The organism is Hyphomicrobiales bacterium (assembly GCA_016125495.1).
In the GTDB taxonomy this organism is placed as follows: Bacteria; Pseudomonadota; Alphaproteobacteria; order Rhizobiales; family RI-29; genus RI-29.
In genome coordinates, this window is sequence record WGLQ01000004.1 from 47,037 (window position 1) to 64,680 (window position 17,644).

Below are 17,644 nucleotides of genomic sequence, written 5' to 3' on the forward strand. Positions count from 1 at the left end.
AGCCATGCACCCGCCGACATGGCTCGGCTTCGTCTGGTGGTTCGCTGTGCGCGTGGTCCAGACGATGGACAGCGGGGCGCTGGTTATGGCAATCGCTCGACCTGGGCTTCGTCGTGCCCGCGACGTTACGGCTGTGAGGGGATGGCATGTCGCCGCGACCCAACGTCCACGAGCCACCGGCAGCCACACTGGTGCGTGTGCGTGAGGGGCTCGACAGGAACGAACTGACCGACCGGATCTTCTCCGGCGATCTCGTGGCTTTCGAGGGCCTCCCCTCGGCCGCTCGCATCGTCGCACTCGCGCGCGACGTTCTCGCCCGCGAGTTCGCCCCGCTCGATTGCATGACGGCGCACGAAAACCTCGATCCGGCGGCGCTCAAGTCCCGCTTGCTCGCGGCACGGCGACGCTTTGCCAGCGACCCCGAAGTGGCCGCGCGCTATGCAGCCATGCTGATCGAGGCCGGCTGCGATCCGCGCGAGACCTACCGCGACCGCTTCGTTCTGCGCGGCGTCCCGCCGGTGCGCGCTCTCGACGCAGACACACGTGTGGTGTTGCCCGCCCACCGGGATACGTGGGGTTCCGGTTTTCCTGCCCAGATCAACTGGTGGATGCCCGTGCACCCGCTGGTCGACGGGCGCACCATGGTGATCTACCCGGATGCGTTCCGCGCGAAGGTTGCCAACGACAGCGAGGGCTGGGATTGGCGGCGTGCCCGCCAGCCGGGCTATCCGGCGCTTCCCACGGCGCCCGCATCCATGCTCGCAGGATTGTCGGCCCGCCCCGTCCTGCTCGAGCCGGGCACATTGCTCGCCCTTTCGGGCGCGCATCTCCATGCGACACAGGTGAACCGCACGCCTCTGCCGCGCTTTTCGACCGACACGCGCACTGTCGACCGACGCGATCTCCTCGCCGGTCGCGGCGCCCCCGACGTCGATCATGGCCGCGTTCCGTTCGCCTGCGAGTGGTTCCGCCGCCTCGGCGATGGTAGCCCGCTGGCGATCAACGACTTGGGCGCTTGAGGGAACCGACAAAGGTCCGCCGCTGTCTATATCCGCCGCTCGATCGCGCGCGTTCACTCTTGCCCGCCGGTGCGGTGCTGCTAGTGTCCGCGTTCGGAGCCCAGTGGCGCCGCGACGATGGTTGAAGGTCTGGATCGTGGTTCGGGGGACGCGGCGGACGCGACCGTTCCATCGTCCGAAATCCGAAGGGTGAGAGCGATGGCGAATGCGCGAGTGGTCGGTTTCCGCCAGATGAAGGACGGCACGCGGGAGGATTATGCCCTGCTCGAGGAGTTGGAGCATGATTTTGCGGCCGGCCTGCCCTCGCGAATCATGCGCGCCATGGCCGAACTCGACGAATCGCTCTCCGGCTATCAGGTCACCCGCCTCGAGCACTCGCTGATCTCGGCCACCATGGCCGAGCGCGATGGCGCCGACGCCGACTGGGTGGTCGCCGCGCTCATCCACGACATCGGCGACGGCCTCGCTCCCTACAACCACGACAGTCTCGCCGCCGCGATCGCAGCCCCTTATGTCCGCGACGAATGCACGTGGGTCCTTCGCACCCACGGCATCTTCCAGCTCTTCTACTATGGTCACCACGTCGGCGCCGACCAGCACGCCCGCAACAAGTACCGCGACCATCCGTTCTACGAGTCGGGCGCGCTCTTCACGGAGCGCTGGGATCAGTCCGCATTCGATCCCGATTACCCCTTCCAGCCGCTCGAGCATTTTCGCCCGGTCGTCGAGGAGGTCTTCACCCGCAAGGCCTGGGACGAGCGCAATATCCGCACCGGTGTGCGTGTTCCGATGGTGCCGGGCCGCGCCTGAATTCGCCACCAGGCCCGCCGTCGCGTCGCGGTGGACACGGTGGTCGCCCGGTCGTGCCGCCGGCCGACGCTCAGGCCTTCAGTGCCTTCGCATGGTGCGCGATGTGCTCGCCGATGAACGAGGCGATGAAGAAATAGCTGTGGTCGTAGCCCTTGCGCATCCGTAGGCGGAGCGGATGGCCGCTGCGCTCGCAGGCCTCGGCGAGGAGATGCGGCTTTAGCTGGCTCTCGAGGAAATTGTCCGCATCACCCTGATCGATCAGCAATTCGAGCCGTTCCGGCGCATCGGCGATGAGCGCCACCGTATCGTGCGCCCGCCATCCCGCGCGGTCCGATCCGAGGTATCCCGAGAGGGCTTTTTCCCCCCACGGACATTGCGTCGGCGCGACGATCGGGGCGAACGCCGAGACGGAGCGAAACCGGCCGGGGTTCCGCAGCGCGATGGTCAGCGCGCCATGTCCGCCCATGGAGTGGCCCGAGATCGCCTCCCGCCCGGCATCGAGTGGAAAATGCCCTGCCACGTGCTCCGGCAAGTCGCGCGTCACGTAGTCGTACATGCGGTAGTGTCGTGACCAGGGCGCCTCCGTTGCGTTGACGTAGAACCCCGCGCCGAGACCGAAGTCGTAAGCAGCGTCCGGATCGTCGGGCACGTCCTCGCCCCGCGGGCTGGTGTCCGGCGCAACGATCGCGATGCCGTGCTCGGCGGCATAGCGCTGGGCGCCGGCCTTAGTGACGAAATTCTCGTCCGTGCATGTCAGTCCCGACAGCCAATAGAGCACCGGCACCGGCTGGTGCTCGGCAACGGGCGGCAGATAGATGGCGTAGATCATGTCGACGCCGCAGCTTACGGACCGATGGCGCACACGAATCTGGCGGCCCTCGAAGCAGCGCACGTCCGAGATGATGTCGGCGCTCATGGTCATTCTCCCCGGTTATCTTGCGATGGATGGCTCCGACCGCTCGAGTGCGAGCCGGCCGGCGACGAGATCCTCCAGCGCGCAGCCACAGGACTTGAAGACGGTGATTTCTTCCGCCCCCCGCCGTCCAGGGTGCGCGCCCGCGCAGAGGCCGGCAAGGTCGCTCGCAACACTCGCCCGTGTGATGGAACCGGATGCGATCGCCTGGATGATGTCGCCCGCCTCCTCGTCGGCCCCTTCGTGGGTGTCGGTGACGATCACGGCGGCCCGCCGCATGACTTCGTCGTCGCTTTCGCGCATCCGTGGCGTATAGGCGCCGATGAGGTCCACGTGCGTGCCTGCCTCGAGGTCGCGTCCGAGGATGAGCGGCGCGGTCGCATTCGTTGCCGCGCTGACGATGTCGGCGGTTTTCAATCCCTCCGCGACGCTCGCCACGGCCGACGCATCGAGACCGAGTGCCCGCAATTCGGCGGCCCGGGCCTCCGCCTCCTGCCGCCTGCGGCCCCAAACCAGGAATCGCTCGATCGGACGCACGGCCGCCATCGCCAGCGGCACGTTGAGCGACAGTCGCCCGGTGCCGAGCATGAGATGCACGCGCGCGTCGGACCGCGCGAGGTAGTCGGCCGCGAGCGCCGAGGCTGCTGCCGTGCGGCGCGCCGTCAATTCCGCCCCGTCCATCGCCGCCCGCGCCTGTCCCGTCTTGCCGTCGAACACAACATAAAGTCCGTCGATCCCCGGAAGCCCGCGTTGCGAGTTGCGGGCAAAGAGCGTCACCAGTTTGACGCCGATGGTGTCCTCGGCGCGCCACGCCGGCATCATGAGCAGCGCGGCGCTGTCGCCACCGTCGAGTTCGATGGTGTGCACGCTGCGCGGCGGCGCCGTCACGGGGTCGCCGAAGCCGCACCGCAGTGCCTCGATCAACTCGCGCCAGTCGAGGGCCTTTCGAACCTGCTCGCCGTCGAGTATGCGCATGTCGACCTCCTTTGATCTCCCCAAAGGCACTTCCGGTCCCGTGCCTCCATCCGTTCGATGCGATCCCAGTCCGCTTTGCCGCTTACAGTCAGATTCGCTCCCAGAGGTGGACCGCCTGAAAGGCCGCCTCGTACATGCGCGCCCGCAGGCTCGGCAGCGGTTCCGGTCTGAGCGGGCCGGGTGCGAGCGGTAGCGCCCCCTCGTCGTCGTGGACGACCGCCTCGGCGATCGCCTTGCCGAACACCGTCCCCGGACCGATGCCGCGACCATTGTAGCCGATCACCGCCCAGATTCCCTCCGCCGGCGCCACGATACGCGGCAGATGGTCGCCCGTCATCGCGACCTGCCCGGTCCAGGCATGGGTCCAGGCGTTCTCCCCGAGCTGGGGAAAGAGGCGGGTTTTCATCCTCTCCGCCCAACCGGCGAACGCCAAGGGATCGTGCGTGGTCAATCCGCCCATGGATCCGAAGATGAGCCGGCCCGCCGCATCGCGTCGGAATGTGGTCATCACCTTGCGCGTGTCCCAGGTGCCCTCTCCGCCAGCCAGGATCGTGCGTCCGACGTTCTCGCCGAGCGGAGCCGTCGCAAGAACGAGGAAGCTGACGGGCGTGAAGCCCGTGGCGAGCCCCGGCACCAAATCGTCCGTGTAGGCATTGGTCGCGAGCACGACGCGCCGTGCCCGCACCGCGCCGCCATCCGCCTCGATCCGCCAGCCGTCACCCACCCGCTCGAGGCGGCGCGCCGGCGAAGGAGCATGAATGCGGGCGCCGGCCGCGAGCGCCGCCCGCGCGAGACCGCGCACGTACCCGAGCGGCTGGATGGTTCCGGCCCGAGGATCGAATAGCGCTCCCTCGTAGGCGCCGGTTCCCGTGCGTCGCGCGGTCTCCGCCTTGTCGAGCAGGCTGACCGGGGCGCCGCGAGACCGAAGGTCGGCGACCTTCGCGGCCAGACCTTCGAGGGCTTTTCGTCCCTTCGCGAGGTGCATCGTGCCGGCTCGCGTTGCCTCGCAGTCGATGCCGTGACGATCGATGAGGTCGAAGACGAGGTCGGGGGAATTGAAGAGCGCGCCATTGAGCCGCTCGCCGTCCGCCTTGCCGATGATCCGCTCGATCTCGGCTTGCGCTAGCCAGAGACCGGCGTTGACGAGGCCCATGTTGCGCCCCGATCCGCCGTGGCCGATCCGCTGGCCTTCGAGAACGACGGCATCGACGCCCGCCTCGGCGAGGTGGAGCGCGGCCGAAAGCCCCGTAAATCCTCCCCCGACGATCGCGACTTCGGCCGTCACCTCACCCGCGAGACGCGTGACGGCCGGCTCTCCGGCCGCCGTCGCGGTCCACAGATTGTCGCGGTTCGCCGAAATGGCATTGGCCGGTCCGCCCAAGTGGTCCTCCCTTCGCGCGACAACTCGTACGCGCCCTCAGCACAGCCCCATGCCGCGGATCTTGTCGTGCGCCATGTCGAGCGTGCGCCACGCCTTTTCGATCAGTTCGTCGATCTCCCCGCGCGTGATGACGAGCGGCGGCGAGATGATCATCCGGTCCCAGACCGAGCGCATCACCAGCCCGTTCTCGAAGCTGAAGTCGCGCGTGATGAGCCCGACCTCTCCGGGGTTCTTGAAGGGCGCGCGTGTCGCCTTGTTCGGCGTCAGCTCGATCGCGCCGACGAGGCCCAGCATCCGCGCCTCCCCGACCAGCGGGTGCTCGGCCAGCCCCTTCCATTTCTCCTGGAGATAGGGACCCGCCACCGTGCGCACGTGCCCGAGAACGTTTTCTTCCCGCATCAGCCGCAGATTCTCGACCGCTGCCGCGCAGCAGGCGGGATGGCCGGAGTACGTGTAGCCGTGGAAGAATTCCCCGCCCTTCTGCTCGAGCACCTCGACGATCCTGTCGGAAACCAGGACGGCGCCGATCGGCAGATAGCCGGACGAAAGCCCCTTGGCCGTCGACATCAGGTCCGGCCGCAGGCCGTAGTGATCGCTCCCGAACCACGTGCCGAGCCGTCCGAACCCGTTTATGACTTCGTCGGCGACGAGGAGGATGTCCCGCTCGCGGCAGATGCGGGAGATTTCGGGCCAATAGGTGTCCGGCGGGATGATGACGCCGCCCGCCCCCTGCACGGGTTCAGCGATGAAGGCTGCGACATTGTTCTCCCCGAGGCGGTCGATCGCCTCCTCGAGCTGGCGCGCCCGGGCGAGGCCGAACTCGGCCGGGCTCATGTCGCCGCCCTCGCCGTACCAGTAGGGTTGGTCGATGTGGGCGATGCCGGGAATGGGAATTCCGCCCTGCGCGTGCATCGCCGCCATGCCGCCGAGGCTGGCACCGGCCATGGTGGAGCCATGATAGGCGTTGCGCCGCGAAATGAAGATCTGCTTTTCCGGCTTTCCCTGGCAGGCCCAGAAGTGGCGCACCATGCGGACCACGGTATCGTTCGATTCGGAGCCGCTGCCCGTGAAGAAAGCCCGGTTGATGTGCGAGGGCGTGATCGAGGCGAGGCTTTCCGCGAGCGCGATCGCCGGCGGATGCGTGGTCTGGAAGAAGGTGTTGTAATAGGCGAGGTCGGTCATCTGCCGGCGCACCGCCTCGATGATCTCCTGGCGCCCGTGGCCCATGTTGACGCACCAGAGGCCGGCCATCCCGTCGAGGATCTTCTTGCCGTCGGAATCCCAGAGATAGACCCCCTTGCCGCGGGTGATGACACGCGCGCCCTTTTTGTTGAGGCCGGCGGTGTCGGTGAACGGGTGGAGATGATGCGCGGCATCCAGCGCTTTCATCTCGGCTGTGGTCGGCAGGTTGCCGAGGTTCATCATTGCAGTCCTCCCTTGTCGTGATCCCGCATGCCTGCCGGACACGGGCTTTTTGATCCATTGATCGCGATCGCCGCCGCGGACCTCATGCGTCAGACCGCCAGCAGGAGATGCTCGCGCTCCCACGGGCTGATCACCCTCATGAAGGCCGAGAATTCCTCGCGCTTGACGGCGAGATAGAGGCGGCTGAAGTCGACGCCGAGCAGCTCCTGCAACGGCTCGCATGCCTCGAAGGCCGCCAGGCCCTCGAGCAATCCGGCCGGCAGGTCGTGCCGGTTCTTGTAGGCATTGCCGGCACACACCTCTCTCGGCTGCAACCGCTCCTTGATGCCGAGGTAGCCGCAGGCCAGGCTGGCCGCGATGGCGAGATAGGGGTTCGTATCCGCGCCGCAGACCCGGTTCTCCACCCGTCGCGCCTCCGGCGAGGAGACCGGAATCCGCAACCCCGTCGAGCGGTTGTCGATGCCCCACTCGAGGTTGATCGGGGCGGCATCGTCGGGCACCAGCCGGCGGTAGGAGTTGACGTATGGTGCCATGAGGCAGGTGGCCGCGCCGAGATAGGTCTGCTGACCGGCGAGGAACTGATAGAAATGTTCCGTCGGGCGGCGCTCGCTGTCCGTGAAAATGTTCCTGCCGTTCGCGACCTCGACGACGCTCTGGTGGATGTGCGCGGCGCTGCCCGGCTGGTTTTCCATGGGCTTGGCCATGAAGGTCGCGTAGTAGCCGTGCTTGATCGCCGCCTCGCGGATGGTCCGCTTGAAGAGGAACGTCTGGTCGGCGAGTTCCAGCGGCTCACCGTGCAGCAGATTGATCTCGAGCTGCGAGGCGCCGGCTTCCTGGATGATCGTGTCGATCGCCAGTTCCTGGGCTTCCGCGAAGTCGTACATGTCGTCGACGAACTTGTCGTATTCGTCGACCGCCGAGATCGAATAGGACTGCCGCCCGGCCCCCTGGCGTCCGGAGCGCCCGACCGGCGGCTCGAGCGGATAATCGGGGTCCGGATTGGGCTTTGTCAGGTAGAACTCGAGCTCTGGTGCCACGACCGGTTGCCAGCCTTCCTTGGCGTAGTAGGACAGCACCCGTTTCAGCACCTCGCGTGGAGCATATTCGACCGGTCCGCCCTCGTTCCAGATCACGTCGTGGATGACCTGTGCCGTCGGGCTGGATGCCCAAGGCACGAGCCGCAGCGTGGAAAGGTCCGGAACCAGGAGCGTGTCGGCCTCGGTATATGCCTCCTCGTCGCCGAAATCGGCATAATCGCCGGTGATCGTCTGCCAGAAGATCGAGACCGGCAGATGCGTCGGCTTGAGCTGGGCGAACTTGTAGGCCGGCATCACCTTGCCGCGCCCGACCCCCGCGATGTCGGGCACGACGCATTCGACCTCCTCGATATTGTTTTCCTTGAGCCATTTCGTGACGTCGCCGAGTCGGCCGTGGTCGCGCGGCCGCACCTGGCTTTCGGTCATTTCCACGGCGTGCTGGGCCTGCATCGGGGGTATGGTCGGCTTCGACTTGTGTTCCTTGGCCATTTTCATCCTGCCTCGACCGGGCGTCTCGGGCTTTGACTTGGCTTACCGGTCCGCGTGGGTCGTCGTCATTGACTCGGGTGTGGCTGAACCACCTTCGGCTGGTCCCGCAACCAGCGGCGGTTCGTGTCCTGCCGGTGCGTTTCTTTCGGGGGGGGGGGAATTATCCTGGCTAGGTCACTCTGATCACCGCCATCATTCCTGCCGCCTGATGCTCGAGCACGTGGCAGTGGAACATCCAGTCGCCCGGGTTGTCCGCGACGAACGCGATCTCGACCGTCTCGAGCGGGCCGACCAGCACCGTGTCCTGCCAGGGCCGGTGCGGCTCCTCCCGACCGTTCCGCGACAGCACGCGGAAGTGGTGGCCGTGCAGATGGATCGGATGGTGCCACCGGCTCTCGTTGACGAGCGCCATGCGCACCGACTGGCCCCGCTCGAAAGTCGCCATCGGCTCCATCCGGTGGCCGTCGTGGTGCGCCACCGCCGCGACCCCGTTGATGGTCCAGGCCACCCCGTGTGCCGTCACCATCTCGCGAAGGCCCATGCGCTGGCCGTTGACCATGCCCGTCACGTCGCCGCCCATCGCGCCGCCCGCGAAGATCACGTCGTTCCGCTCCGCGCGCTCGAGATCGGGCTCGGCGAGCGGGTTCGGCGCCAGGGCGATCGGGGCATCGAGCGGCTCGTCGCGCACCGGCGCGCCCTCGATCACGACATCGACGAGCCCGTAGGCATTTCGCGGATAGAAATCATCGACGATGCTGATCGGCCCGCGCGCATCGAGCGGGATGTCGAGCACGACGTCGGCCCGCATCGCGGGGCCGAGCACGATGCGCCCTCCGGCCGGCTTGTGCGGTGCCACCGGCTGTCCATCGATCGCGATCACCCGGGGTGACAGCGCCGCGAGCCCGAGGGCGAAAATCCTGGCATTGGCGACATTGATGAGCCGCAGCCGCAGCCGTTCCCCTGGCCGCACGGCGAACCGATCGGGGATCAGGCCGTTTATCGTCACGGTGTTTCCGATCCGCCCGGCATGCGTCATGTCGTGGCGGTTGTCGAACCGCGCATCGATCTGGGCCGCGCGATCCAGCCGCCAGTCGTCGATCACCCAGACGACCTCGCGGTCGACGGCGGGCGGCTCGGGCTCCTCCACGATGAGCGCGCCATAGAGGCCCCGTCCGACCTGCTCGCTGCTGGAATAGTGCGGGTGGTACCAGAAGGTCCCGGCGTCCGGCACATCGAAGGCGTAGTGGAATGTCTCGGCGGGGGCGACGGGATCCTGCGTCAGTCCGGGCACGCCGTCCATGGCATTCACCAGCCGTATGCCATGCCAGTGAACGGTGCTCGGTTCGTCGAGCCCGTTGTGGAACGCGACCTCGACCCGCTCGCCCTGGCGGACACGAATCTCCGGCCCGGGCACGGTGCCCGAAAAACACCAGACGCCGGTTTCCGGGTGGCCCCCGCCGACGAGCGGCACCTTGCCGGGCGCCGCCGTCAGCCCGAAGGCATCGGCTGGCGCGTTGGCGGCTCGGGCGGGCCACCGCCAGGAGGCACCCGCGATCGTCGTGGCGAACGCGCCCGCGACGACGCTCCTGCGTGTCGGTTGCCGGCACGGCCACGCCGCCATAGGAAAACCTCGTTCGCTTGCTTTCTGTTCCGGCCGCCGCGCGGGTCCGCTCGCTGCGCGCGTGAGCGGTGCCACCTGCAGTCTCGCTCAGATTTCGCGCGAATTGCAGGGTGGCGCAAGTCCACCCGGCACGCCAGGGTGCGTCCGAGTTCGCGGGCTTCGCCCGAACCGGCCGTCGGGCCCACCGTTTCGCGAGCGCGGGCGTCGTGTTTCGGGTATGGGCCCTTGCCTTTGTGGCTGGCGCCCGCATGATCGGGCCTTGCGAACGTGGCGGGTAGTGCGGACCGGCTGAGGCACTTGTGGGCGGGGACCACGGCGATGAACGACATGGCGAGGCTCGACCAAGAAGCCGTTCTGCGGCATGCCCGTACCTGGATCGCGAACCTTTCGTCGGGCGTGCCCGAAGGCGCCACCACGGATGCCGAGCTGCTCGCGTACGCGCTGCGGAACATGCGCGATTTCAAGGGGCTCGGCGAATTCGTCTCGGACGCGGCAAGGCATGGCGTGCGCAGCCCCATGCTCGTTCGCCTCGAGGCGCAGGCCATGATCGAGACGGGCGACGTCGTTGCCGCCATCGCCTTGCTGAGCGACCTCGGTCAGAGGATCCCCGACACCGATCCCGAGGCCCGTCAGGCCCTCGGCCTCATCGGCCGCTGTTACAAGCAGGTCTTCCTCGATCGGGCCGCCAGTGCGCCGCACGAAGCCGCGGCTGCGGCCCTGAGGATGGCCATCCGCTACTATTCCGGCGGCCTCGTTCTGGCGACCATCGAGCATCCCGACTACCTCTGGCTGGCCATGAATGTCGCCGCCCTCGCCCACCGTGCCGAGTTCGAGGGCATCGAGCCACCGTTTCCGGTCGATTGGCGCGCCTTGGCGGAGCAGATCGACAAGGTCGTGGCGGCCGAGCGCGACGCCGGGCGGGTCACCGCATGGAACTGCGCCACGGCGGGCGAGGCGTGTCTGGCGCTCGGCGATGCCGCGCGTGCTGCCGCTTGGTTCGAACTTTATGCCGCCCGCAGCGATTCGAGCGCTTTTGCGCTCCACAGCACGTTGCGCCAACTCCGCGACGTCTGGAGGATCGATCCCGACAGGGGCCGCATCGGCCGGCTTTATTCGCTGTTGCAGGCGCGCCTCATCATGGTCGAGCAGGGCGAGGTCGACCTCGACCCGAAGACGGTCGCCGCCTTCCTGGCCGAGCGCGACGTCGATAGCGATCAGTTGGCCCGCCTGCTCGCCCCGCCGCGCAACCGGCGCTCGGCCACCGCCGAGGCGTCCGGTGGGGCTCAGGTGCCCGAGCGCGTCTTCAACGATGGCGCCTTCGAGGAATTTTCATCTCTGATGATCGGCGTGCAGCGCGCCCGCTCGATCGCGCGCATCGGCCGGGACGCAAGGCGCGGCACGGGAACGGGCTTTCTCGTACGCGGTGGTGATTTCATCCCGGCCCTCGGCAACGAGCGGGTGCTGCTGACCAACGCCCATGTGCTGACGCACGATTTCAGCCACGAGGCGCACCACCATGCCCTCTCTCGCGGCGAGGCGCTCGTCACGTTCACGGCCGCCGACGAGCATCGCCACTACCGCATCCGGCAGATCCTCTGGACGTCCCCGTTCGATGCCTTGGATGCCACCCTCGCCCGTCTCGATCCCGAGCCGCCGCCAGAGTTGGTGCCGTTGCCGGTCGCGCCGGTTCTGCCTCGCGCACGCCTCACCATGGCCGAGCGTCACCGGGTCTACATCTTCGGCCATCCGGGTGGTGGCGCGCTCCAGCTTTCGCTGCACGAGAACGACCTCCTCGAGCACAACTGTCCGGACGAGCACGAGCGGGCCCCCGCCCTCGTGCAGTTGCGCTACCTGACCCCGACCATGGGCGGCTCGTCGGGCAGCCCCGTATTCTTCGGGCGCGATTGGCAGGTCATCGGGCTCCATCACGCCGCTGGCGTTTTTGCCCCTCTCCTCGGCCAGGGGCCGGACTATGAGGCGAACCAGGCGATCTGGGTGCAGTCAATCGCACATGCGGCGCGCCGCGAGACCGCTCGCTGAGGAGCCGCCCGATCGCACGTCGCGGCCCGTGCCGTCAGCGCGATTGCCCGGCAAACGCGGCAATGGGCGCGGGCGCGCCGTATCTGGCTCCCGTCAGGCCCGCACGCGCGCCGATGTCGGATCGTACATCGGCTTGAGGCTCGCCTCGGCGGCAACGCGACGTCCCGCGACGTCCACCTCGTAGCGCGAGGCGAGCACCTGAGCATCGCTCTCGCCCCGTTCGCAGCTGACGTAGCCCATCGCGATGGCTCCCCCGAGGTGGTGGCCATAGTTGCCGGACGTCACGTAGCCGGCGAGCGCGCCGTCTCTGTAGATCGGCTCGAAGTGGTAGACGAGCGGCTCGGGATCGGTGAGACGGAACTGGAGCATTCGCCGCGTGAGCCCCTCCTGGCGCCGGCGTAGCACCGCCTCGCGGCCGATGAAGTCGCCGAACCGTGAGGCCTTCTTGTCCGCCTTGACGGCAAAGCCGAGCCCTGCCTCGAGCACGTGATCCTCATCCGACATGTCGTGACCGAAGTGCCGATAGGCCTTCTCGATCCGGCACGAGTCGAGGGCATGCAGCCCGGCCGGACGCAGGCCGAGACCGACGCCCTTCTCGAGGAGGCAGTCGAGCACGTGGCGCGCCTGATCGGCGCTCGCATAGAGTTCCCAGCCGAGCTCGCCGACGTAGCTGATGCGGTGTGCCCGAACAAGTCCCATGCCGAGTTCGATCTCGCGTGCCGTGCCGAACGGGAAGGCCGCATTGGAGAGGTCGGCCGGCGTGCACTGGCTGAGCACTTCGCGAGATTTCGGTCCCATCACCGCGATGACGCCCTCCCCCGCCGTCACGTCCGTTGCGATGCAGTGGGCCTCGTCCGGGATGTGCCGCTTCAGCCAATCGAGGTCACGCCGCACCGTCGCGGCCGGCGTGACGACGATGTACAGGGTCTCGCTGAGCCGGGTAACGGTGACATCGGCCTCGACGCCGCCGCGCCGGTTGAGCCATTGCGTATAGACGATGCGCCCGGGCTCGACGGCCATGTCGTTCGCCGAAACCCGTTGCAGAACGGCCTCCGCGTCCCGCCCCTCGACCCGGATCTTTCCGAACGAGGAGAGATCGAACAGCCCCGCTGCTTCCCGCACCGCCTTGTGCTCATCGCCCGAGTGCGCGAACCAGTTCTGCCGCCCCCACGAGTATTCGTAGGCCGGCTTTTCTCCGCTCGCCGCGCGCCCCGGCGGCAGGAACCAGTTCGCCCGCTCCCAGCCCGCCGTCTCCCCGAAACACGCGCCGAGCCCTTCGAGCCGGTCGTGCAGCGGGGTGCGGCGCACGCCGCGCGCGGAGGCGAATTGCCGGTAGGGGAAATGATCCGCATAGAGCAGCCCCAGCGTCTCGGTCACGCGGGCTTCGAGATATGTCCGGTTGGCCTGGAACCCCTGTATCCGCCGGATGTCGAAATCCCAGAGGTCGAATGGCGCTTCGCCCGCATCCATCCACTCGGCGAGCGCCTTGCCGGCGCCACCCGACGAGACGATACCGATGGAATTGAATCCACAAAGCATCCAGAAGCCGCCGACCCCCGGCGCCTCCCCCATCAGCCAGCGGTCGTCCGGTGTGAAGCTCTCCGGCCCGTTGAAGAAGGTGTGGATGCCGGCCGTCGCGAGCACGGGCAGGCGCTTGACCGCCATCTCGAGGATCGGCTCGAAATGCTCGAAGTCCTCCGGCAGTTGGTCGAAGCAGAAATCCTCCGGTATGCCCTTCATGCCCCAGGGCTTGGCCACCGGCTCGAAGGCACCGAGCAGGATTTTTCCGGCGTCCTCCTTGTAGTAGGCGCATTCCTCCGGCGCGCGCAGCACCGGCAGGTTGCGTGGCAGATCCGCGATCGGCTCGGTCACGATGTAGAAGTGCTCGCAGGCCTGCAACGGCGTTGCGACGCCCGCCATCGCGCCGACCTCCCGTCCCCACATGCCGCCGCAGTTGACGACGATATCGGTCTCGATCGCTCCCTGGTCGGTGGTCACGCCCCGGACGCGGCCCTTTTCCACCTTGATACCCGTAACCTTGACGCCCTCGATGAGGCGCGCGCCGGCCTGCCGGGCCCCCTTTGCCATGGCGAGGGCGACGTTGGCCGGGTCGGCCTGCCCGTCGCGCACGATGAACATTCCGCACCTGAGGTCGGTGACGTTGAGGAGCGGATATTTGTCGAGGCACTCTTTGGGCGAGAGCATGTGCGTCTCGAGCCCGTTCATGTTGACGGCCGCCGCCAGCCGGCGCACCTCGTCCTCGCGCTCGGCCGACTTGACGGCGAGCAGGGAGCCGTTGCGCTTCATGCCGGTCGATATTCCGGTCTCGGCCTCGAGGCTCTCGTAAAGGTCGGCCGAGTACATCGAGAGGCGCTGTACGTTGGGGCTCATGCGCCCCTGCGAGATGAGACCGGCGGCATGCCAGGTCGTGCCCGAGGTGAGCTGCTTGCGCTCGAGCAGAACGACGTCCTTCCAGCCCAGCTTGGCGAGGTGGTAGGCGACCGAGCATCCGGCGACGCCGCCGCCGATGATCACGCAGCGCGCCGACTTGGGGAGCTCCGTTGCCATGATTTACACTCCGTGATGTCCGAACAGTCCGAACCTTCGAGCCTGACACTATGTCCCTTCACTCGGCCCCGCGCCCGCTCAGTCCTTGCCCCGCCAAGGCACCAGCCAGCGCTCGATCACCCGCATCGCCACGTCGATCGTATAGCCGATGACGCCGATGATGATGATGCCCATGATGACGATGTCGGTGAGCTGGAATTTCGAGGCCACCATGATCATCATGCCGGAGCCCTTCTCGGCCGCGACGAGTTCGGCCGCGACCACCGTCGACCAGCAGACGCCCATGGCGACGCGCGCGGCAGTGAAAATTTCCGGCAGCGCGTTGGGGAAGATGACCCGCGAGAGAATCTGCCAGCGCGAGGCCCCGAGGCTGTAGGCCGCATGCACCTTCTGGATGCCGACCCCCGAAACGCCCGCCCGTGCGCCGATCGCCATGATCCAGAGCGCGGCGAGGAAGAGGAGGATGATCTTGGCGACTTCCCCGATTCCCGCCCAGATGATGACCAGTGGAATGAGCGCGAGCGGCGGCACCGGGCGCATGAACTCGACGATCGGATCGAACCAGCCGCGCACCCAGCCGTTGAGCCCCATCGCAAAGCCGAGCGGAATGCCGATCAGGCTGCCGAGAATGAAACCGACGAAGACGCGAAAGAGCGAATAGCCGACATGCTCGCTGAGCGTCGAATTCCGATAGCCGGAATTCCATATCTCGATGAAGCGGCTGACGACTCCCTCGGGCGGCGGCAGATAGACGGGATCGGTTTGCCAGCCGAGATAGGGCTTGAAGAAGAGGCGGTTGCCGGGGGCGAGGATGACCTCACCGCCGTCGACGGGTACACTCTCGGAAACCTTGATGGCCTGCCCCGCGACGCTGGTTATCGTCAGCCCCTTGCCCTTGTCGCGGTCGTTCGCGAGCACGCTGACAGAGGCCCCGATGCGCGCGTTGGTGTAGGCGAAATCATCCGTCGCCGGCCCGTCGGACGCCAGCTCCGTGGGCCTGGCGGGGGGGCTTTCGCCCCGCTCGATGACGACGATCGTCACCTTCGCCTCGCCCTTGGCACCATCCTCGCCCACCACCGTGTAGGATACGTTCGTGGTTCCAAGGAACGGCGCCGGAGCGTGGAACGGCACCAGCCGCGAGCCTGTGAAGACACCCCAGAAGAGGAATATCGCAAAGACCGAGAGGATGGAGGCGATGCGGTTGGCGGTGATCGCGCTCTCGTCGCCGAATGTAACGGTCTTGCGCTCGACGAAGCTGGACTTGCGCAGTCCGAGCATTGAGAGCAGGTCCATCGTCAAGCCTCCTGCCGGCCCATGATTTCTTCTTCCATGTCCCAGATCATCTCGAGGATTTCCTCGCGCCTTTGGGCGAACTCGGGGTGCTTCTTGATCTGGCGCAGGTCCGTTGCCACGCCGAGTTCGGCGAACGGCAGGCGGTATTCCTTGTGGATGCGCCCGGGTCGCGGCGCCATCACCAGCAGCCGTTCGCCGAGCAGCAGCGCTTCCTCGACGGAATGTGTGATGAGGATGATGGTCTTGCCGGTTTCCTTCCAGAGCCTCAGTACGAGCCCTTGCATCTTCTCGCGTGTCAGCGCGTCCAGGGCTCCGAGCGGTTCGTCCATGAGGATGAGGTCGGGATCGTTGGCCAGACAGCGCGCGAGCGCGACGCGCTGCTGCATGCCTCCCGAGAGTTCGTAGATCATCTTATCGCCGAAGTCCTTGAGCCCCACGGTGATCAGGAGATGATCGACGATGTCGTTGATCTCCGCCCGTGGCACCCCCTTCATCTCGGGCCCGAACCCGATGTTCCGGCGCACGCTCATCCATTCGAAGAGCGCTCCCTTCTGGAACACCATGCCGCGTTCGGGATGTGGGCCTCGAATCTCGTGGTCACCGAGGATGGCGCGCCCGCTGGTCGGTGCGAGGAACCCGGCGACGATGTTGAGCAGCGTCGTCTTGCCGCAGCCGGATGGGCCGAGCACCGAGAGCAGCTCGCCCTGCTTCAGCGTGAGATTGATGTTCTTGAGCGCTTCGATCGCCGAACCGTTCGGCAGCCGGAAGGTCATCGAGAGGTTTTCGATTGTGAGGTCCGACATGCTCGCCCGTGTTGGCCTCCCGTTGGCGCTCGTCTCGGTTGGCAGTGCCCCCGATTCATGTCTCCCGTGGCGAGTTGTCGGCGGCCGCTGCGGTCAGTCCTCGCCTCTTGCCGTCGCGGCCGGGGTTGCAGCCCGGCCGCGACGCTGTTCGTCATACCGTTCGAGGCGCTGGCATCACATGCCCTTGGCGGCCTGCAACGGACCGGTGTTGATCGCGCTCTCGTAGGAGTCGCGCGCCGAGGGGATGTTGCCGGTGGAGACGAAGAAGTCGGCCACGCCCTTCACGAAGGTCGGCGTGCCGCCGCCGAACCACTTCTCGCCGAGCTGCTCGTCGACGGTCGGGAAGTGGAAGTTGTCGAGCGTCGCCTTCGTGGCGACTTCGTCCATGCCCGCGTCCTTGGCGATCACGGGGATCATCTCGGCGGCCTTGGAGAGATACATCTGGTTGGCGTCCGCGGTGACGCGCAGGAACTTGGCGACGAGATCCGGGTTCTCGGCGACGAACGTGGAAGGCGCGCTCGTCACGTCGAAGACGAAAATCCCGAGGGCTTCCTTTTCGGCTCCGGTCAGCAGCACGTTGCCGTGCTCCTTCATGCGCCGCAGTGCGCCGCCCCAGCCGCACACCATGTCGAGGTTGCCGCCGGCGAACGCGGCCGCGCCATCCTGCGGCGACATGTCGACGATCTCGAGCTTGCTGGTGTCGATGCCGAAGTGCGCCATCTGCTTGAGGAAGCCGAAGTGCGCCGCCGTGCCGATCGGCACGCCGACCTTCTTGCCCTCGATCGCCTTGGCGTTGTCCTTGGTGATGCCGTGCGAGGCGCGCACCACGCAGTTGTCGTTCTCGGAATAGCTGACCGCGATATCGACGATCTGGAGGTCCTGTCCGGCCGAGGTCGCGACCACGAACGGCGGCACGCCCTGGCTGACCGAAAGGTGCACGTCGCCTGACGCCATGGCCGCCGACATCGCCGTGCCCGTCTCGAATGCACGCCAGTTGATCTTGATCCCGAGCGCCTTCTCATAGGTGCCCATGACCTTGGCGTACTGGAACGGCATCGGCCATTCGAGGAAGTACGCGACCGTGATCTCGCTCGGGGCAGCGGTGCTCGGCTGCGGGGCCGAGGCGATGCCCGCGGCGGCGATGCCCGCCGCTGCGACAGTCCAAAGGATTTTCATAGTCCTCACTCCCTTCTAGTAGCACCAGCCGGTTGGCTGGGGGGCCATTGAGCTCGCACCACCGTCTCGGTAAAGACGTGGCGGCACGCGCGCA

General features: G+C 67.1%; 13 protein-coding genes. 3 read left to right on the forward strand and 10 right to left on the reverse strand.

The genetic code is table 11. The features are described 5' to 3' along the window. Window positions 1-146 precede the first annotated feature (146 nt). Both GC150_02920 and GC150_02925 read left to right on the forward strand, forming a co-directional pair. Window positions 147-1,019, forward strand: a complete 873-nt coding sequence (locus GC150_02920; GenBank protein MBI1383847.1) for a hypothetical protein — start codon at window positions 147-149, stop codon at window positions 1,017-1,019. Between the two features lie 231 nt (window positions 1,020-1,250). Then, window positions 1,251-1,829: a peptidase gene (locus GC150_02925; GenBank protein ID MBI1383848.1), complete on the forward strand. Its 579-nt coding sequence runs from the start codon at window positions 1,251-1,253 to the stop codon at window positions 1,827-1,829. 70 nt (window positions 1,830-1,899) lie between these two features. On the opposite strand, the gene fghA is transcribed toward GC150_02925, so the two are convergent. From fghA to GC150_02955, 6 genes are all read right to left on the reverse strand, one after another. Continuing rightward, on the reverse strand, window positions 1,900-2,745 hold the full coding sequence (gene fghA, locus GC150_02930; GenBank protein ID MBI1383849.1) for an S-formylglutathione hydrolase: 846 nt from the start codon (window positions 2,743-2,745) through the stop codon (window positions 1,900-1,902). Window positions 2,746-2,760: 15 nt separating this feature from the next. Further along, window positions 2,761-3,717, reverse strand: coding sequence for an ornithine cyclodeaminase family protein (locus GC150_02935; protein MBI1383850.1), 957 nt, complete (start codon window positions 3,715-3,717; stop codon window positions 2,761-2,763). An 88-nt stretch (window positions 3,718-3,805) separates the two neighbouring features. Next, window positions 3,806-5,056, reverse strand: coding sequence for an FAD-dependent oxidoreductase (locus GC150_02940; protein MBI1383851.1), 1,251 nt, complete (start codon window positions 5,054-5,056; stop codon window positions 3,806-3,808). Between the two features lie 78 nt (window positions 5,057-5,134). After that, window positions 5,135-6,523 (reverse strand): aminotransferase class III-fold pyridoxal phosphate-dependent enzyme, encoded by a 1,389-nt coding sequence (locus tag GC150_02945; protein MBI1383852.1) that lies wholly within the window; start codon window positions 6,521-6,523, stop codon window positions 5,135-5,137. Between the two features lie 89 nt (window positions 6,524-6,612). Further along, window positions 6,613-7,986 carry a glutamine synthetase gene (locus GC150_02950; GenBank protein MBI1383853.1) on the reverse strand — a complete coding sequence of 458 codons (1,374 nt, stop codon included), beginning with the start codon at window positions 7,984-7,986 and terminating at the stop codon, window positions 6,613-6,615. Window positions 7,987-8,218: 232 nt separating this feature from the next. Continuing rightward, window positions 8,219-9,670 (reverse strand): multicopper oxidase domain-containing protein, encoded by a 1,452-nt coding sequence (locus GC150_02955; GenBank protein MBI1383854.1) that lies wholly within the window; start codon window positions 9,668-9,670, stop codon window positions 8,219-8,221. A 327-nt stretch (window positions 9,671-9,997) separates the two neighbouring features. Between GC150_02955 and GC150_02960 the strand changes: the two genes are divergently transcribed. Beyond that, window positions 9,998-11,710 (forward strand): hypothetical protein, encoded by a 1,713-nt coding sequence (locus GC150_02960; GenBank protein ID MBI1383855.1) that lies wholly within the window; start codon window positions 9,998-10,000, stop codon window positions 11,708-11,710. A 93-nt stretch (window positions 11,711-11,803) separates the two neighbouring features. Here GC150_02960 and GC150_02965 read toward each other — a convergent pair whose 3' ends face one another. The 4 genes from GC150_02965 to GC150_02980 form a co-directional block, all read right to left on the reverse strand. Continuing rightward, window positions 11,804-14,278, reverse strand: coding sequence for an FAD-dependent oxidoreductase (locus GC150_02965; GenBank protein MBI1383856.1), 2,475 nt, complete (start codon window positions 14,276-14,278; stop codon window positions 11,804-11,806). Window positions 14,279-14,356: 78 nt separating this feature from the next. Next, the gene (locus tag GC150_02970; GenBank protein ID MBI1383857.1) at window positions 14,357-15,571 is read right to left on the reverse strand and encodes an ABC transporter permease subunit; all 1,215 of its coding nucleotides are present in this window, start codon (window positions 15,569-15,571) and stop codon (window positions 14,357-14,359) included. 2 nt (window positions 15,572-15,573) lie between these two features. Next, on the reverse strand, window positions 15,574-16,374 hold the full coding sequence (locus GC150_02975; protein ID MBI1383858.1) for an ATP-binding cassette domain-containing protein: 801 nt from the start codon (window positions 16,372-16,374) through the stop codon (window positions 15,574-15,576). A gap of 174 nt (window positions 16,375-16,548) precedes the next feature. Continuing rightward, entirely contained in the window at window positions 16,549-17,550 is a 1,002-nt protein-coding gene (locus tag GC150_02980) for a taurine ABC transporter substrate-binding protein (GenBank protein MBI1383859.1), read from the reverse strand. Between the last annotated feature and the right edge of the window lie 94 nt (window positions 17,551-17,644).

What these genes read in the sequence shown, in the direction of transcription:
- GC150_02920 (MBI1383847.1), top strand. Translation starts at nt 147, where the DNA reads ATGTCGCCGCGACCCAACGTCCACGAGCCACCGGCAGCCACACTGGTG.
- GC150_02925 (MBI1383848.1), top strand. Translation starts at nt 1,251, where the DNA reads ATGAAGGACGGCACGCGGGAGGATTATGCCCTGCTCGAGGAGTTGGAG.
- fghA (MBI1383849.1), bottom strand. Translation starts at nt 2,745, where the DNA reads ATGAGCGCCGACATCATCTCGGACGTGCGCTGCTTCGAGGGCCGCCAG.
- GC150_02935 (MBI1383850.1), bottom strand. Translation starts at nt 3,717, where the DNA reads ATGCGCATACTCGACGGCGAGCAGGTTCGAAAGGCCCTCGACTGGCGC.
- GC150_02945 (MBI1383852.1), bottom strand. Translation starts at nt 6,523, where the DNA reads ATGATGAACCTCGGCAACCTGCCGACCACAGCCGAGATGAAAGCGCTG.
- GC150_02950 (MBI1383853.1), bottom strand. Translation starts at nt 7,986, where the DNA reads ATGACCGAAAGCCAGGTGCGGCCGCGCGACCACGGCCGACTCGGCGAC.
- GC150_02955 (MBI1383854.1), bottom strand. Translation starts at nt 9,670, where the DNA reads ATGGCGGCGTGGCCGTGCCGGCAACCGACACGCAGGAGCGTCGTCGCG.
- GC150_02960 (MBI1383855.1), top strand. Translation starts at nt 9,998, where the DNA reads ATGGCGAGGCTCGACCAAGAAGCCGTTCTGCGGCATGCCCGTACCTGG.
- GC150_02965 (MBI1383856.1), bottom strand. Translation starts at nt 14,278, where the DNA reads ATGGCAACGGAGCTCCCCAAGTCGGCGCGCTGCGTGATCATCGGCGGC.
- GC150_02970 (MBI1383857.1), bottom strand. Translation starts at nt 15,571, where the DNA reads ATGGACCTGCTCTCAATGCTCGGACTGCGCAAGTCCAGCTTCGTCGAG.
- GC150_02975 (MBI1383858.1), bottom strand. Translation starts at nt 16,374, where the DNA reads ATGTCGGACCTCACAATCGAAAACCTCTCGATGACCTTCCGGCTGCCG.
- GC150_02980 (MBI1383859.1), bottom strand. Translation starts at nt 17,550, where the DNA reads ATGAAAATCCTTTGGACTGTCGCAGCGGCGGGCATCGCCGCCGCGGGC.